The sequence below is a fragment of the Nocardia sp. CC213A genome, assembly GCF_030766805.1.
In the GTDB taxonomy this organism is placed as follows: Bacteria; Actinomycetota; Actinomycetes; order Mycobacteriales; family Mycobacteriaceae; genus Nocardia; species Nocardia otitidiscaviarum.
The window spans coordinates 585,270-601,070 of the sequence record NZ_JASFXA010000002.1 but is presented as its reverse complement, the minus strand read 5'-3'; the positions used below and the strand labels follow the sequence as shown (position 1 = coordinate 601,070).

General features: G+C 69.2%; 15 protein-coding genes and 1 pseudogene. 3 read left to right on the top strand and 13 right to left on the bottom strand.

Annotated features, from left to right (window positions below):
- Positions 1–108 precede the first annotated feature (108 nt).
- A pseudogene (locus QJS31_RS37330) lies at positions 109–183 on the top strand (hypothetical protein); the annotation flags it as partial.
- 168 nt (positions 184–351) lie between these two features.
- Here QJS31_RS37330 and era read toward each other — a convergent pair.
- The 6 genes from era to QJS31_RS05900 form a co-directional block, all read right to left on the bottom strand.
- Positions 352–1,278 carry a GTPase Era gene (gene era, locus QJS31_RS05925; protein WP_282778234.1) on the bottom strand — a complete coding sequence of 309 codons (927 nt, stop codon included), beginning with the start codon at positions 1,276–1,278 and terminating at the stop codon, positions 352–354.
- Positions 1,275–1,685: a cytidine deaminase gene (locus QJS31_RS05920; RefSeq protein ID WP_282778236.1), complete on the bottom strand. Its 411-nt coding sequence runs from the start codon at positions 1,683–1,685 to the stop codon at positions 1,275–1,277. The genes era and QJS31_RS05920 overlap by 4 nt, the downstream gene beginning before the upstream one ends.
- Positions 1,678–3,039, bottom strand: a complete 1,362-nt coding sequence (locus QJS31_RS05915) for a hemolysin family protein (RefSeq protein WP_282778238.1) — start codon at positions 3,037–3,039, stop codon at positions 1,678–1,680. The genes QJS31_RS05920 and QJS31_RS05915 overlap by 8 nt, the downstream gene beginning before the upstream one ends.
- Positions 3,036–3,590, bottom strand: a complete 555-nt coding sequence (gene ybeY / locus QJS31_RS05910) for an rRNA maturation RNase YbeY (protein WP_029932059.1) — start codon at positions 3,588–3,590, stop codon at positions 3,036–3,038. Before ybeY ends, QJS31_RS05915 begins: the two co-directional genes overlap by 4 nt.
- Before the next feature lie 22 nt (positions 3,591–3,612).
- The gene (locus QJS31_RS05905) at positions 3,613–5,751 is read right to left on the bottom strand and encodes a PhoH family protein (protein ID WP_306356126.1); all 2,139 of its coding nucleotides are present in this window, start codon (positions 5,749–5,751) and stop codon (positions 3,613–3,615) included.
- A 165-nt stretch (positions 5,752–5,916) separates the two neighbouring features.
- Positions 5,917–6,846, bottom strand: a complete 930-nt coding sequence (locus tag QJS31_RS05900; protein ID WP_306356106.1) for a LysR family transcriptional regulator — start codon at positions 6,844–6,846, stop codon at positions 5,917–5,919.
- 101 nt (positions 6,847–6,947) lie between these two features.
- On the opposite strand from QJS31_RS05900, the gene QJS31_RS05895 reads away from it, so the two are divergent.
- On the top strand, positions 6,948–8,216 hold the full coding sequence (locus QJS31_RS05895) for an MFS transporter (protein ID WP_306356105.1): 1,269 nt from the start codon (positions 6,948–6,950) through the stop codon (positions 8,214–8,216).
- A gap of 212 nt (positions 8,217–8,428) precedes the next feature.
- Here QJS31_RS05895 and QJS31_RS05890 read toward each other — a convergent pair whose 3' ends face one another.
- From QJS31_RS05890 to QJS31_RS05860, 7 genes are all read right to left on the bottom strand, one after another.
- Positions 8,429–9,169 carry a 16S rRNA (uracil(1498)-N(3))-methyltransferase gene (locus tag QJS31_RS05890; RefSeq protein ID WP_282778244.1) on the bottom strand — a complete coding sequence of 247 codons (741 nt, stop codon included), beginning with the start codon at positions 9,167–9,169 and terminating at the stop codon, positions 8,429–8,431.
- Positions 9,170–9,173: 4 nt separating this feature from the next.
- Positions 9,174–10,328, bottom strand: a complete 1,155-nt coding sequence (dnaJ, locus tag QJS31_RS05885) for a molecular chaperone DnaJ (RefSeq protein WP_029932054.1) — start codon at positions 10,326–10,328, stop codon at positions 9,174–9,176.
- 65 nt (positions 10,329–10,393) lie between these two features.
- The gene (gene hrcA / locus QJS31_RS05880; RefSeq protein ID WP_282778247.1) at positions 10,394–11,434 is read right to left on the bottom strand and encodes a heat-inducible transcriptional repressor HrcA; all 1,041 of its coding nucleotides are present in this window, start codon (positions 11,432–11,434) and stop codon (positions 10,394–10,396) included.
- A 164-nt stretch (positions 11,435–11,598) separates the two neighbouring features.
- A complete protein-coding gene (locus tag QJS31_RS05875; protein WP_306356104.1) occupies positions 11,599–12,177 on the bottom strand; it encodes a thioredoxin family protein in 579 nt (192 codons plus the stop codon).
- 52 nt (positions 12,178–12,229) lie between these two features.
- Entirely contained in the window at positions 12,230–13,372 is a 1,143-nt protein-coding gene (locus tag QJS31_RS05870) for an epoxide hydrolase family protein (RefSeq protein ID WP_306356103.1), read from the bottom strand.
- A 323-nt stretch (positions 13,373–13,695) separates the two neighbouring features.
- Positions 13,696–14,946 (bottom strand): radical SAM family heme chaperone HemW, encoded by a 1,251-nt coding sequence (gene hemW, locus QJS31_RS05865; RefSeq protein ID WP_372341487.1) that lies wholly within the window; start codon positions 14,944–14,946, stop codon positions 13,696–13,698.
- Positions 14,947–15,106: 160 nt separating this feature from the next.
- Complete coding sequence (locus tag QJS31_RS05860) at positions 15,107–15,514, bottom strand: SgcJ/EcaC family oxidoreductase (protein ID WP_029932049.1); 408 nt, start codon at positions 15,512–15,514, stop codon at positions 15,107–15,109.
- Positions 15,515–15,689: 175 nt separating this feature from the next.
- On the opposite strand from QJS31_RS05860, the gene QJS31_RS37325 reads away from it, so the two are divergent.
- The gene (locus tag QJS31_RS37325) at positions 15,690–15,782 is read left to right on the top strand and encodes an Ms4527A family Cys-rich leader peptide (RefSeq protein ID WP_368857812.1); all 93 of its coding nucleotides are present in this window, start codon (positions 15,690–15,692) and stop codon (positions 15,780–15,782) included.
- Positions 15,783–15,801 lie beyond the last annotated feature (19 nt).

The following is a 15,801-nucleotide window of genomic DNA, read 5'->3' as shown; positions in this document are numbered from 1 at the left end:
GCCGGTGCGGCGCGGCCCGGCTCTCCTCGTCGGCGGCGCGATAGATCACCAGGTGGTGAAGGAGGTGGCGGCGCAGCCGGGCCGCACCCCGGCGCAGGTCGCGCTGGCCTGGACGCTGCGCAATCGGCCGTCACCGCGCCGATCATCGGCGCGCGGACGCCCGAACAGCTTGAGGACAATCTCGGGGCGCTCACCGCGGAGTTCGATGCCGGGCAGGTGGCGCGACTGGAAGCGGCGAGCGCCGTCGACCTAGGCTTCCCGCACGAGTTCCTGGCCCGCGAGATGACGCGCACCGTGACGACCGGCGGACTCACCGTCCAGGCGCGGCGGTGAGGCCGCCGCGCGACCGGCTCAGAAGCCCAACTTGCCCAACTGTTTCGGGTCTCGCTGCCAGTCCTTGGCGACCTTGACGTGCAGGTGCAGGTAGATACGGGTGCCGAGGATGTGTTCGATCTGCTTGCGGGCGTTGGTGCCGACCTCTTTGAGGCGGGAGCCGCCCTTGCCGATGATGATCGCCTTCTGGCTGGGGCGTTCGACGTAGAGGAGGGCGTGCACGTCGAGCATGTCCTTGGCGGACTTGGCATTCGGGTCGTCGGCGTCCACCTCGCGGGGCAGGATCTCCTCGATGACCACGGCCAGGGAGTGTGGGAGCTCGTCGCGCACGCCTTCGAGGGCGGCTTCGCGGATGAGCTCGGCCATGAGGGTTTCCTCGGGCTCGTCGGTGAGCTCGCCGTCGGGGTAGAAGGCCGGGCCCTCGGGCATCTTCGAGGCGATCACATCGACGAGGGTTTCCACCTGCTCGCCCTTGACCGCCGATACCGGCACCACGTCGGCGTCGGGCCCGAGCAGTTCCGAGACCGCCACCAGCTGGTGGGCGATCTGGTCGCGGCTCACCTTGTCGATCTTGGTGACCACGCCGAGCAGGGTGGTCCTGGGGGCCATGAGCTTGATCTGCTCGATGATCCAGCGGTCGCCGGGGCCGATCTTCTCGTCGGCCGGAACGCACATGGCGATCACGTCGACCTCAGAGTAGGTGTCGCGCACCAGGTCGTTGAGCCGTTGCCCGAGCAAGGTGCGGGGCCGGTGCAGGCCGGGGGTGTCCACCAGGATCAGCTGGGCGTGCTCGCGGTGCACGATACCGCGAATGGTGTGCCGGGTGGTCTGCGGCCGCGAGGAGGTGATGGCGATCTTCTGCCCCACCATGGCATTGGTGAGCGTGGACTTGCCGGTATTCGGCCGTCCCACGAAACAGACGAAACCCGAACGGAATTCACTCATTCGAACACCTCGGATCCGGTATGTGCGTCGGAGCCCTCCGGTACGCCGGAGCGCTGGGCGGGATCGCCCTCCACGGGCCCGTCGACAATGTCGAAGACCTTGCCCTTGGCATCGGAGAAGATGATCTTCGCCGTCTCCGACACCTCGCGTACGGCGGCCACTCCCCGGTCGGAGAACGGGCTGCCGACCACCACCGCCGCCTCGAAACCCTCGGCGCCACTGGAGATCGCGGCCGCGACGGCGGCCTGCAGCGCGGTCAGCCGCAGGGCGTGCAGCGATACCTCACCGGCGGCGTAGGTGCGCCCGTCGGTGTCCCGGATCGCCGCCCCGCCGGACCCCCCGGCGCGGCCCATGGCCCCGCGCGCCAGGATCAGCAGCTTGTTGTCCTCGGCATCCAGTTCAATCATCGGCCTCTCCATCCTCATTCGCGCCGGACCCGCCGACGCCGTCCGCTCCGGCCGATTCGCCGTCGCCCCGTTCCGATGCGGCCTTGCCGGCACCGGCCTTCTCGGCGGCCCGCTTCACCACGACCGTGTGCACCCGCACCCGGCCGCGGGCGTCGGAACCGCCCTCCCCCTTCAGCACCAGTCCGTGCGCCACCGCTTTCGAACCCGGCAGCGGCACGCGCCCCAATTCGTGTGCGAGCAGCCCGCCGACGGTGTCGACGTCCTCCTCCTCGATCGCCATGCCGAACAGCTCGCCCAGGTCCTCGACCGACAGTCGGGCGGAGACACGGTATTTGCCGTTGCCGAGGTCCTCGACATCGGGCACCTCGTTCTGGTCGTACTCGTCCACGATCTCGCCGACGATCTCCTCGAGCACGTCCTCGATGGTGACCAGTCCGGCGATGCCGCCGTATTCGTCCACCAGCACCGCCATGTGATTGCGACGGCGCTGCATCTCGTCGAGCAGATCGTCGAGCGGTTTGGAGTCCGGCACGAAGACGGCCGCGCGCATCACCTCGTGCACGCGGACCTTCCGGCTGCGATCCGCGTAGGGCACCATATCCTTCAGGTACACCACGCCGACGATGTCGTCGACGTTCTCGCCGATCACCGGAATCCGGGAGTGCCCGGACCGCACCGCCAGCGACATCGCCTGCGCCACGGTCTTCTCCGACTCGATCCACACCATTTCGGTGCGCGGCACCATGACCGCGCGGGCCGCGGTGTCGCCGAGTTCGAATACCGACTGGATCATGCGGCGTTCGTCGTCGGCCACCACGCCGCGCTCACCGGCGAGGTCGACCACCTCGCGCAGTTCGATCTCGGAGGCGAAGGGGCCGTTGCGGAATCCCTTACCGGGGGTGATGGCATTGCCGATGAGAATGAGCAGCCGACTGATCGGGCCGAGCAGGGTGCCGATGGCCTGCAACGGCAGCGACGCCGCCAGTGCGAGCGAATACGCGTGCTGGCGTCCCAGTGTGCGCGGCCCGACCCCGATCACCAGATAGTCCACCAGCACCATGACGGCGGCGGTGACGACCAGTGCCCAGAGCTGATCCATCCAGTCCAGCAGTACCGCGGCCAGCAGCACCGTCGCGGTGATCTCGCACAGCACCCGCAGCAGCACCATGAGATTCACATAGCGGGGCCGATCGGTGATGATGTGCGCCAGCCGCGCCGCGCCGGGCCGCTCGGCCCGCACCATATCGTCCACCCGGGCCGCCGAAATGGTGTTCAGCGAGGAGTCGAGCGCCGCGAAGATGCCACCCAACGGCACCAGCACGATCGCCAGCGCCAGCAGAAACAGTGAATTCACGCCGGGTCCAGCGGATCTCCGGGCGCGGTGAAGCCGGTCTTGCCGAGCAGCCGGGCATCCCGCTCGGCCAGTTCGGCGCGCCGCTGGGCCTCGCGCACACTCTCGTACCAGCCCTCCAGCAGCGACGCCTGGAGGGCGAACATCTCCTTCTCCTCCTCCGGCTCGGCGTGGTCGTAGCCGAGCAGGTGCAGGACGCCGTGCACGGTCAGCAGCGCCAACTCGTGGTCGACGGAATGTCCGGCCTTGGTGGCCTGCTGTGCCGCGAATTCGGGGCACAGCACGATATCGCCCAGCATGGAGGGGCCGGGCTCACCGGCGTCGGGACGCCCGCCCGGTTCCAGCTCGTCCATGGGGAACGACATGACGTCGGTGGGACCGGGCAGATCCATCCAGCGCATGTGCAGATCGGCCATGGTGTCGAGATCGACCAGCACCATCGACAGTTCGGCCGCCGGATGCACGTCCATCTGGCCGATCACGAAACGCGCGACACTGACCAGCTCCTCTTCGGATACGTCCATACCCGATTCATTGGCGATCTCGATGCTCACCCGCTCAGCCTATCGGCCGAGTTCAGCGCCGCTCCGCTCGGCTCGCGGCACGCCGCTGCGCACGATTGCCCGGATAGTGCGCCGTCACCTGCGGGCGCGTCTCCGCCTCGAACCGGTCGTAGGCGTCCACGATCTGCCCGACCAGCCGGTGGCGGACCACATCCGCGCTGGTGAGCTCGGAGATATGGATGTCCTCGATGCCGTCGAGGATCTCCGTCGCCGCCCGCAGCCCCGACCGCGCACCACTGGGCAGATCGACCTGGGTGATGTCACCGGTCACCACGATCTTGGAACCGAAGCCCAACCGGGTGAGGAACATTTTCATCTGCTCGGCCGTGGTGTTCTGCGCCTCGTCCAAGATGATGAAGGAATCGTTGAGGGTGTTGTGCGTGAGCAGGAAATCCTCGGTCACATACAGCGAATCCGCCGCCGCGACCCGGATGCACACGGCTTCCTCGGTTCCCGCCTCCTCGATGCGATCGATGAACCGCATCGGCCGCCCGCCGCCGGTGGCCGCGTACTTCTCGGCCTTGCGGGCCAGTCGGAAGGGAGCGATGCCCTCCGGCAGGCGAATATCGAGTATGTGCGCATCGGAGCGGTGATGCACCTCCCGGCCTCTCGCCAAGCCGGGCCGGCGTCCGAGTGCCGGTCGGGTGCGGTGGTACACCACACCGCCCAAGGATTGGACGAGGAAGACGACATCGTCACGCAGACGGTCCGACACGGTCGTGAACTGGATGCGGCAGGTTCTCCCCTGCTGGGTGACCGGACCGCCGTCGGAATCGAGCAGACCCTGCAAGACACCGAGCCGGACATCAGACGAGTTGAACAGATACTCACTCGGTATGAACTTCGAATCCGAACGCGAACCCGCCAGTCCGAGTGTCCGCGCGACCGCCGTCACCGGATTCTCGATGGTGATCACTTCGCCCGGCGTCGTGATGCGATTGAGCACGTAGTCGACGTCGGATTTCCGGCGGGCGACGATACCGGGGATCAGATTCTCGAGCGCCCGCACCAACTCGGGATCGGTGGTCGCGAAACTCTGTGTGGACGAGCAGGTCAGGCAACCGTCTCCGAGCAGCAGGCCGAGGGCGTACGGGTCCATCGGCACCGGACGCGGTTCGAACCGCACCGCATCACTCAGGAGCGGCAGTTCGTAACGGTGATAGTGCGCGGCCCGCAGGTTGCCGATCATCTCCTTCGTCTGGAGCACCCGAGCGGGCTTGCCACGCCGCCGATCATCCCGGGTGTACACGGACCACAGGTGGTCGCCCGAAGCCAGTGTCGAGGAGCCGTCCTGGGTGTGAACGCGATAGATCTCCTTGAATCCCTGCGGGTACACACCGAGCACCTCGGTCGGGCGGCCATCGGAACCGATGACGTAGTCCCCGACCTCGATCGTGCCGATCGGGCGGAAGCCAGCGGGCGTCAGCACCTTCGTGAAGAGGGGCTGCGCACGGCCGCGCATGTACGCCAGCGGCGCGACCTCGATGACGCCCGCGGCCATGAGCTTGGGAATGGCCTCGGGATCCATCATGTCGTGCAGGGCGTCGTAGAGCGGGCGCAGGTACGGGTCGATCTTCTCGTTGAGCGTGCCCGGCAGGAAGCCGAGCCGCTCCCCCGCCTCGACCGCGGGCCGGGTCAGAATGATGCGGTTGACCTGTTTGGTCTGCAACGACTGCACGGCCTTGGCCATGGCGAGGTAGGTCTTGCCGGTACCGGCCGGGCCCACGCCGAACACGATGGTGTGCTCGTCGATGGCGTCGACGTAGCGCTTCTGATTGAGAGTCTTGGGCCGGATGGTCTTGCCGCGCCGGGACAGGATGTCCAGGCTCAGCACCTCCGCCGGGGAATCCGAGGAACCCTCGGTGAGCATGGAGTACGTGTGCCGGACCGCCTCGGGGGTCACCACCCGGTTGCGCGCGGTGAGCGCCACCAGCTGGGCGATGACGCGCTCCGCGAGAGCCACGTCGGCCGGTTTGCCGGTGAGGGTGACGGAATTGCCGCGGACATGGATGTCGGCGTCGAGCAGGCGTTCGAGTTCACGCAGGTTCTCATCCGCCGAACCCAGGAATCCGAACACCGATTCCGGTGCGAGTTCGATACTCGAACGTACGGTCCGCCCCGCCGGTCCGGACCCGTTGCCGCCGGCTCCGATGCCCGCGACGGGAGTGGTCTGGTCGCCGTTTTCGCCTGGTGTTCTCAAAAGTGGCTATAGCCTGCTTTCCGGTCTCGAACGTCACCTTCGTTGATGAAAGTTTAGCGCCGTCCACCGACAGCGCCCAGTGAATATGCTGCTACCGGCAGTGCCGCTGCGAGACCGTCACCCGGCCGAGGCGGGCTGGTGACCGGGGCGCGGCTCGGGTCGCGCCGCCGCCCAGTCGAGGGTGAAATCGCGGAACCGCCGCACCGCCTCCGACGGCGCGGCGCCGGGCGTCCAGATCATGCCGACGGTGCGCAGGGCATTCGAATCGGTCAGCGGCAGCAGCGTCAGCCCCGGCTGGAGGCCGGTGATACGCGGGTCCTCGAGCGGCAGCAGCGCCACCCCGAGACCCACCGCGACCAGACCCGCGATGGTGCCGAGATTGCTGCATTCGAAGCCGATGCGGGGGCGGAAGTCGGCGGCGGCGCACAGATCGTCGAGCACCCGACGCATGCCGAAACCCGGGTGCATGGCAATGAATTCGGCATCGGCCGCATCGGCCAGGCCGACCTGCCGCCGCCCGGCGAGCCGATGGTCGGCGGGCACCGCCAATGCCAGCTGCTGGCGCAGCAGCGGCCGCCAGCCCAATCCGGGCGCGGCCGGTTTGGGCGAGACCAGGCCCAGATCGGCGCGGCCGTCGAGCACCGCCGCGGTCACCACATCGGCCGCGTCCTGGCTCAGGGTGAAGGTGATGCGCCCGGTGCGGCGGCGGAAGCCCGCGATCAGTTCGGGGACCAGACGTGCGCCCAGAGAATGCTGAAAGGCCAGCCGCACCACGCCTTTGGCGGGGTGCGCGAGGTCGGCGAGTTCCCGCTCCGCGGTCTCGAGTTCGGCGCGGGCACGTCGTGCGTGCTCGTAGTAGACGCGCCCGAAGTCGTTGAGCGTGAGGCGTTTTCCGTGCCGGTCGAACAGGTGCACACCGAGGCGGCGTTCCAGGCGGGCCAGCATGCGCGACAGGGTCGGCTGGGTCAGGTGCAGGCGTTCGGCGGCCGCGCCCACCCGCTCGAGTTCGGCGAGCGTGATGAACCAGTGCAGATCGTCACTGCCCATGCCATCCTCCGCCGGTTAGCTGCACAAATACCGATTCGGCATCAACTTCCGATTCATTATGCATTTCCTTTGTCATGCCCGGTGTGCGCATGGTGGGCAACATGAGCATCGCGGCGGCCACCGAGACCGCGTCCCGGGACAAGCGCATCATCCTCGCCCTGTTCGCGGCGGGTTTGACCACCTTCGCGTCCATGTACAGCGCACAGGCGCTACTGCCCAGCCTGTCGGCGGCGTTCGGGGCGACCCCGGCGCACGCGGCGCTGGCGGTCTCGCTCACCACGGGACTGCTGGCGCTGGCGATCGTGCCGGTGAGCGTGCTGTCGAATCGGTTCGGGCGCACCCGGGTGATGCGGGCGTCGGCCCTGGCGAGCTGTGCGATCGGGCTGCTGCTCCCCTTCGCCCCGACGCTCGACGTGCTGCTGGCCGGGCGCGCGGTGCAGGGGCTCGCGCTGGCCGGGGTGCCCGCCGTGGCCATGGCGTATCTGGCCGAGGAGATCGGCACGGCGGGGCTGGGCGCGGCCATGGGCGTGTACGTGTCCGGCACCAGCGTCGGTGGTCTGTCGGGGCGACTGATTCCGGCGGTCACCCTGGAGGCGGCCTCGTGGCGCTGGGCGGCGGCGGTGCTGGCGGTGGCAGCGGCGCTGTGCACCGTGTGGTTCGTGCGGGTGCTCCCGCCGTCGCGGCACTTCACCCCGGTCACCGCCGATATCCGCACGCTCGCAGCGGATCTCGCGGGCCACCTGCGGCATCGCACCCTGCTCCCGCTGTTCGCCACGGCCTTCGTGCTGGCGGGCGGATTCACCGCGCTGTACAACTTCCTCGGCTTCCGCCTCACCCGGCCGCCCTTCGCACTGTCCGAGGCCGTGGCGGGTTCGGTCTTCGCCATGTATCTGGCGGGCACCGTGGCGGCCACGCTGGCGGGCCGCTGGGCCGATCGCCACGGCCGACACCGCGTGCTCATCGCGGCCATCCTGGCCATGGCCGCGGGTGTGGTACTCACTCTGCCCGACCACCTGCCGCTCATCTTGCTCGGCGTCTTGCTCTGCACCGCAGGCTTTTTCGGCGCGCACGCGGTGGCCAGCGGCTGGGTGGGCACGGCCGCCGTCGGCAACCGCGCCGCCGCGTCGTCCCTCTACGTCTTCGCCTACTATCTGGGCAATTCGATCATCGGCGGTGCGGCGGGCCTGGCGTACGGCCACCGGGGCTGGGTCGGGCTCACCGCATACGTGGCCGTACTCGTCGGCGCGGCCGTGCTGCTGGCGGTGCCGTTGTACCGCGCCGCCCGGGCGGCTCCTCTCACTGCTGCCATGCACGGCACCGATAGCCCTGCATTCCGCACACCCGAGCCGGGCCCATCGGAACCGGTCTGAAACCCGTCGTCAACCGCGCACCCGGCACACCGGATGGCGGGCCGCACGGCCTTGCCGGATCGCAGCTCGTGTGGTCCTGCCCGTTGCGGGTCGTGCGGTCTTGCCGTGCCGCAGGCTGTTCAGGCCTTGGTGGGCAAGGCCGGGAGACCCGGCTGCCGTATGCCACGGTTCGCACACGGCCGCGCGGCGGGTGCGAACGTCAGCGTGCGGGGCTACCAGCGGGGTGTCAGCGCGCCCAGTGCGCCGAGCGCGACGGCCGCGGCGGTGGAGGTGCGCAGCACGGTGGGGCCGAGCAGGACGGTGTCCGCGCCCGCGTCGGCGAGGGCGGTCAGTTCGGTGTCGTCCAGGCCGCCTTCGGGGCCGACGATGAGCACGATCTCGGGTGCGTCGGCGAAGGGCAGGCGGGTGAAGCGGCCGGTGCCGGATTCGTGCAGGGCGGCGACGACCGCGCCCGCCGCCTTGGCGGTGCGGACCAGGTCCAGCACGTCGGCGGTGCGGTGCAGGTCGGCCACGTCGGGGATGTAGGCGCGCCGCGACTGGCGGGCGGCCTGTTTGGCGGCGCTGCGCCATTTCTCGACGGCCTTGTGCGCCTTGGCTTCCCAGTTGGAGACGCAGCGGGCGGCCTGCCAGGGGACGATGGCGTCCGCGCCCGCCTCGGTCATGAGTTCCACCGCCAGTTCGGAGCGGTCGCTCTTGGGTAGCGCCTGGACGACCGTCACCTGCGGGGTCGCCGGATCGGCGACCCGGCGGCCGAGGACCTTCAGTTCCAGCCGATCCTTCTGTGCCGCCACCACTTCCGATTCGGCGAGGACCCCGTGCCCGTCGGAGAGGGTGATGGGCTCACCCACTCGAACGCGGCGCACCGTGGCGGCGTGCCGCCCCTCCGGGCCGTCCAGGACGGCGGTGCCGCCCGGTTCGGGGACCTCGTCCAGGTAGAAGACGGTGGCGGCCACCGGGTCAGCGTCCGCTGAAGGAGGCGCGCAGCCGGGCGAACAGCCCGCTGTTGTGCTCGGACTGGGCCGTCAGCACCTCGGTGCGCTCGTTGCCGCGCAGGCCCTTGTATTTGCGCAGCAGATCGGTCTGCTTGCCGTCCAGCTTGCTCGGGATGACGATGTCCAGGTGTGCGATCAGATCGCCGCGGGAGTTGGCACGCAGCTTGGGCATGCCGTGGCCGCGCAGCACCGACACCTCGCCGGGCTGGGTGCCAGCCGGAATGGTGAGCTCCACCGGACCGTCGAGGATGGTGTCGATGACCACCGTCGCACCCAGCGCCGCGTCCACCATGGGGACGCGGATGGTGCAGTGCAGATCGTCGCCGTCACGCACGAAGGTGTCGTGCGGCTGCTCCACGATCTCCACGTACAGGTCACCGGCCGGGCCACCGCCGGGGCCGACCTCGCCCTGCGCGGCCAGACGCACGCGCATGCCGCTGGCCACACCCGCCGGAATGGGCGCGGCGATCTCACGCCGCGACCGCACCCGGCCGTCGCCGCCGCACTTGCGGCACGGATCGGGAATGGTCTCCCCCGCGCCACGGCAGGTCGGGCACGGCCGCGAGGTCATGACCTGGCCCAGGAAGGACCGCTGCACGGTCTGCACCTCGCCCGCGCCGCCACAGGTCTCACAGCGCACCGGTTTGGAGTTGCCATTGGTGCCCGCACCCTGGCACAGGTCGCAGAGTACGGCGGTGTCGACGGTGAGGTGCTTGGTGACCCCCACCGCGCACTCCTGCAAGGACAGCCGCGTCCGCAGCAGCGAATCCGCGCCGGGCTGCACCCGCCCACGCGGCTTGCGCTGACCACCGGAAGCGCCCATACCGCCGAAGAACGCCTCGAACACGTCCCCGAGGCCGCCGAAACCGGCACCGGAGAAGCCGCCGCCCATGCCGCCGCCGGACTCCAGCGGGTCACCGCCGAGATCGACGATGCGCCGCTTCTCCGGGTCGGTGAGCACCTCGTAGGCGCTCGACACCTCGCGGAAGCGCTCCTGCGCACCCGGATCCGGATTCACATCGGGATGCAGTTCACGCGCCAGCTTGCGGTAGGCGCGCTTGATCTCCTGGTCGGTCGCGTTACGCGCGACACCGAGCAGTGCGTAATAGTCCCGTGCCACTTGCGCTCTCTAGTCCTGTCCTGGGGCTCGTCCCCGCCCGTGCGGGGAAACACTGTTCAACCGGCTCACCGTTCGGCGAGCACCTCACCGATATACCGGGCGACCGCGGCCACCGAAGCAATGGTCCCGGGGTAGTCCATCCGGGTCGGACCGAGCACACCCATTCCCCCGAGCACGGTACCCGTTACGCCGTAGCCGGTGGACACCACCGCCGTACCGCGCATCTGCTCGACCTTGGTCTCCTCCCCGATCTGCACGGTCACGGTACCCGGCTGCTGTGCCGCGGCCAGCAGCTTCAGCACGATCACCTGCTCCTCGAGCGCCTCCAGCACCGAACGCAGCGAGCCGGGGAAGCCGTTGCCCGCGAAATCGGAGGCGCTGCGGGTCAGATTGGCGGTGCCGCCGAGCACCAGCCGCTCCTCCGGATGTTCGACGAGGGTTTCCACCAGCACCGTCGACACCCGCACCAGCACGTCCCGCAGTTTGGCCGGGGCGTGCTCGGGCAGTTCGGCCACCGCGGCCGAGGCCGCGTTCAGCCGTTTGCCGTCCATGGCCTTGCCGAGCATGCCGCGCAGCGCGGCGAGATCCTCCTCGGAGACCACATCGCCCAGCTCCACCAGCCGCTGGTCGACGCGGCCGGTGTCGGTGATGACCACCAGCAGCAGCCGGGCGGGATTGAGCGCGACCACCTCCAGATGGCGGACGGTGGAGGCGGTGACGGTCGGGTACTGCACCATGGCGACCTGACGGGTCAGCTGGGCCAGCAGGCGCACCCCGCGCCGCAGCACATCGTCGAGATCGACGCCGTTCTCCAGGAATTCCATGATCGCCCGCCGCTCGGCCCCGGACAGCGGTTTCACCTCGGCGATGTGGTCGACGAACTGGCGATAGCCCTTGTCGGTGGGGATGCGGCCGGAGCTGGTGTGCGGCTGGGTGATGTAGCCCTCGGCCTCCAGCACCGCCATGTCATTGCGCACGGTCGCGCTGGAGACGCCCAGGTTGTGCCGATCGACCAGACTCTTGGACCCGATCGGTTCCTTGGTCGCGATGTAGTCCGCGACGATCGCGCGCAGGACTTCGAGCCGCCGTTGCTCGGTGCTCGACATCTGCCCCACCTCCTCGTTCGCCTTCGGGTCCGCCGCCCGCGCGCACCCGTTCGGAGCGCAGGGTGGACTCGCGGATTCCCGGTTGATCCGCGATCCAGTTTAATTGCCCGACGGCGTATCGCCCGCGCACCCGTCACCAGCTGCGTGGATCTCGGCCCGCAGCACTATCCCAAGATCATCCGCGGTTCATTGCCGGGCTTCCATTTGATGCCGCAGCCGATGCTGGGCGTATGCGGTTCCGGAACGATCCCGCCCGCGAACACGAACGACACCGCCGACCGCAGCGACGCACCGTCGGAGGGCAGATCGTTGCCGGGCCGGGCGGCGTCGAATTCGCCGCGGTAGGCCAGGCGGCGGTCGGCGTCGTAGAGGAACAGGTCCGGGGTGCACTGCGCTCGGAACGCCTTGGCCACCTCCTGCGATTCGTCGATCAGGTACGGGAACCGGAATCCGGCCCGCCGCGCCTGCTCACGCAGGTGGTCGGCATCGTCGTCGGGATAGTCGCGCACATCGTTGCTGCCGATCGCGACCGTGGCCAGGCCCTCGGTCGCCAGTTCCGCGGTCACCGCGCCGAACGCGTGCTCGATCCGCCGCACGTACGGACAGTGATTCGACAGGAAGGCGACCAGCAGGGCCGGTTGGGAAGCGAAACTGCTCAGCGAGAACGTGTCACCGTCGACGGACGTCAGGGTGAAGTCGGGGGCGGGCGTGCCGAGCTGAACCATCAGGGATTGGAGCGCCATCCGCCCATTGTCCGTCGCCGGGGCGCGTCTGTGCGGGGTTCGGCGTGGCGAATCAGCTCAGTTCGGCGAAGAAGGCGCGGATGTCGGCGGCCAGGATGTCGGGAGTCTGCATGGCCGCGAAGTGACCGCCGGAGTCGTAGTCGGTCCAGCGGACGATGTTGTTGACCTGTTCGGCATAGCGGCGGATGGCGACATCCTCGGCGAAGTTGGCCACGGCCGTGGGAGTGCGGGAGGGGGTGGGGAGGTTGCGGGTGTGCAGCGACTCGTAATACAGCTGGGCCGAGCTGCTTCCGGTGTTGGTGAACCAGTAGACGGAGATATTGGCCAGCATGTGGTCGCGGTTCACCCGGTCGTCCAGGGTGCCGTCGGTTCCGGTCCAGGCCTCGAATTTCTCGACGATCCAGGCGAGTTGGCCCGCCGGGGAGTCGGCCAGCGCGAAGCCGAGGGTGTGCGGTCGGGTGCCCTGGATCTGGAAGTAGCCGCTGCCGTCGGAGAGGTAGCGGCCCAGGCGCAACAGGCGGATGCGCTCGAGTTCGGTGAGGGTCTCCACCTCCTGGTCCGGTACCGGGCCGTAGGGGATGAAGCCCATGGTGGCGGCGTTGACGTGCACGCCGATCACGCTGCCGGAGTCGATGCGGCCGAGGTCCGGGGCGATGAACGCGCCGAAGTCGCCGCCCTGCACCCCGTAGCGCGGGTAGCCGAGGCGGCGCATGAGTTCGGCGTAGGCGCGGGCGGTGCGGGTGCTGTCCCAGCCGATGTCGGGGGTGGGGCCGGAGAAGCCGAAGTTGGGATGCGACGGAATGATCAGGTCGAAGACCGGGCCGTCGTCCCCCGGATCGGTGAGCGGTTCGATGACGTCCAGGAATTCCAGCACCGACCCGGGCCAACCGTGCAGCAGCACCATCGGGATGGCATCGGGATGGCGAGAACGGATGTGCAGGAAGTGGATTCGCGTGCCGTCGATGGTGGTGAGGTATTGCGGATAGGAGTTGAGCCGCTTCTCCCACACCGTCCAGTCGAACCGCTCCGCCCAATGCCCGGCCAGTTCGCGCAGATAGTCGACCGGGACGCCTCGCGCCCAGCCGACGCCGGGAATCTGTGTGGGCCAGCGGGTTTCGCCGAGCCGTCGGCGTAGATCCGACAACTCGTCCCGGCCGATCTCCACCTGGAACGGAACAATGTCCTCGTCGTACATGACGGATTCCTCGCAGCCGCGAAACGAACTCGAAAGCCCTGGTGGGCAGCAGCCTAGTCGGCCGCCTCGGCATTCCGGCACGGTTTCGGTGCGCCCGCCCCCGGCAGCCCGTTCCCCCCGACCTCGCCGCATCGGCGAGCCTGCCGGTCACAGCCGCACCGGGCCGCCGGTCGACAGGGCATGGATCGCGACGCGACGGGGCGTGGATCGCGACGCCTCCCACCGACCGGGAGAGCGAACCGCGACGCGGTATCCAGTCGGCTTCATCCGACGAACCACGGCACAGCCCTGCGATCGCCAGCGACGGACCGCACTCCGTCGGCCTATGTGAGCAGCGTGCGGACGACTGCGTCGGCCAGCAGGCGGCCGCGGTCGGTGAGCATGAGCCTGTCCTCGCGACGTTCGGCGAGCCCGTCGGCAATGACGCGGGCGGCGGCGGCGCGACCGGCGGCATCGAGTTCGTCCAGGGGCAGGCCGGTGCGCAAGCGGACGGTGAGCATGACCCGCTCGGTGTAGCGCTCCTCGGCGGTGAGCTGTTCCCAGCCGGCGGCCGGGAGCGCGCCGGTGGCGACCCGCTCCGCGTAGCGCGCCGGATGCTTCACATTCCACCAGCGCACGCCGCCCACGTGGCTGTGCGCGCCCGGACCCGCGCCGAGCCAGTCGCCGCCGTCCCAGTAGCCGAGGTTGTGGCGGCAGCGGGCGGTGTCGTCGGCGGCCCAGTTGGAGACCTCGTACCAGTGCAGATCCGCCTGTTCGAGGCGGGCGTCGAGGCGTTCGTAGCGGGCGGCGAGCACATCCTCGTCGGGGGCGGGCAGTTCACCACGGCGCACGCGGCGAGCCAGGGCGGTGCCGTCCTCGACGATGAGCGAATACGCCGAGACGTGGTCGACTCCCGCGGCGAGCACGGCGTCGATGCTGGCGTCCAGATCGGCGTCGGTTTCGCCCGGGGTGCCGTAGATGAGATCCAGGTTGACGTGGTCGAATCCGGCGGCGCGCGCCTCCCGGGCGGCGGCCACCGCCCGGCCGGGGGTGTGCGTGCGGTCGAGCACCTTCAGCACGTGCGCGGCCGCGGACTGCATGCCCAGTGAGATGCGGGTGTATCCGGCCGCGCGCAGCCGCTCGAAGAAGGCGGGCGAGGTGGATTCCGGATTCGATTCGGTGGTCACCTCGGCGTCGGCGGCGAGGGTGAAGTTGGCGCGCACCGCGTCGAGCACGTCCGCCAACCCGTCGCCACCGAGCAGCGACGGGGTGCCGCCGCCGACGAACACGGTCTCCACCGGCGGCACCGCACTCGGCAACGCCTCGAATTCCCGTGCCGCCGTGGCCAGTTCACCGCGCAGCGCCTCGAACCAGGTTTGCGGCGACGAGGAAGTGCCCAGTTCACCCGCCGTGTAGGTGTTGAAATCGCAGTAGCCGCACCGTGTGGCGCAGAACGGCACGTGGATGTAGATCCCGAACGCCCCGCCCCCGAAGTCGCGCAGCGTCGGCACCGACGATTCGGTGTCCGCCGGGGTGGCGTGGGCGGAGGATGGAGCGGATGCGGTCACCCATCCAGTCTGACCGGTCGCGCACATCACACCGCGAGCAGCACCGCGCTCGGCGCGGGCGTCCGACTTCCGGCCGCGCGATATCCCCGCCGTCGCGCACGCTGGTGGCCGCCCCGCATCCGCTCGGGTCCCGCGAGCCGAGCGGTCGTTCCGGGCAGGGCGGCCCTCCGGCGCGCCGGAGGCGGACTCAGTGGTCGACGACCGGGGTGTTCTGGCAGAAGGTGAGCAGCCAGCGGCCGTCCTCCTTGGTCATGCCGTAGAGCGGTGAGCCCTCGGACTGGACTTCACCGTCGTGGGAGAGATAGCGCTGCCGGACCTTGACGGCGGCCACGTCGGGCCGGATGAAGCGCACGAAGAACACCTCGTAGGTGGCGTAGCCGTCCTTGGTCGCGCCGGGCAGCACGGCACGGGTGAACTCGGCGATCTCGTCGCGTCCGTCGAGGAATCTGCCCGCGCCGGTGGTCCAGATGGCATCGGGGTGGAACAGGGCCAGGAAGGCGTCGGCGTCCTCGGCACGCTGGGCACGGTCGACGGCGGCGACCACGGCGTGGATGGCCTCGAGTTCGGCGGCGGTATCGATATCCGGTGTTGTCATACCCGAGATCGTTCAACCTCGATACCGGTTCAGGTCAATACCCGAAAACCGGTGGCGGGCCGGGCTATGAGAAGCGTCACAAATCAGGTCGGCTGTCCAGGGGATTTCCCGGAGAAGTCCGGAAAATACTGTCGAGCGGTCGGAACGACCCGTCTGACATGGCACAATAAGCTGCATGACGGCACTCGGAGTACGACTCGTGGCACGACGCCATGTCGACTTCAAGCGCGTCTGCAGCGCGAGCTGTCTGCCCGGAAGCCTCCGGTAGATCGGCTCCCCACTCTTCC

Bases quoted from the DNA above. Each gene is read 5' to 3' on its own strand.
- QJS31_RS37325 (WP_368857812.1), top strand. From the start codon at position 15,690: ATGACGGCACTCGGAGTACGACTCGTGGCACGACGCCATGTCGACTTC.
- QJS31_RS05895 (WP_306356105.1), top strand. From the start codon at position 6,948: ATGAGCATCGCGGCGGCCACCGAGACCGCGTCCCGGGACAAGCGCATC.
- era (WP_282778234.1), bottom strand. From the start codon at position 1,278: ATGAGTGAATTCCGTTCGGGTTTCGTCTGTTTCGTGGGACGGCCGAAT.
- hrcA (WP_282778247.1), bottom strand. From the start codon at position 11,434: ATGTCGAGCACCGAGCAACGGCGGCTCGAAGTCCTGCGCGCGATCGTC.
- QJS31_RS05875 (WP_306356104.1), bottom strand. From the start codon at position 12,177: ATGGCGCTCCAATCCCTGATGGTTCAGCTCGGCACGCCCGCCCCCGAC.
- QJS31_RS05870 (WP_306356103.1), bottom strand. From the start codon at position 13,372: ATGTACGACGAGGACATTGTTCCGTTCCAGGTGGAGATCGGCCGGGAC.
- QJS31_RS05920 (WP_282778236.1), bottom strand. From the start codon at position 1,685: ATGATTGAACTGGATGCCGAGGACAACAAGCTGCTGATCCTGGCGCGC.
- hemW (WP_372341487.1), bottom strand. From the start codon at position 14,946: ATGTGCGCGACCGGTCAGACTGGATGGGTGACCGCATCCGCTCCATCC.
- QJS31_RS05900 (WP_306356106.1), bottom strand. From the start codon at position 6,846: ATGGGCAGTGACGATCTGCACTGGTTCATCACGCTCGCCGAACTCGAG.
- QJS31_RS05860 (WP_029932049.1), bottom strand. From the start codon at position 15,514: ATGACAACACCGGATATCGATACCGCCGCCGAACTCGAGGCCATCCAC.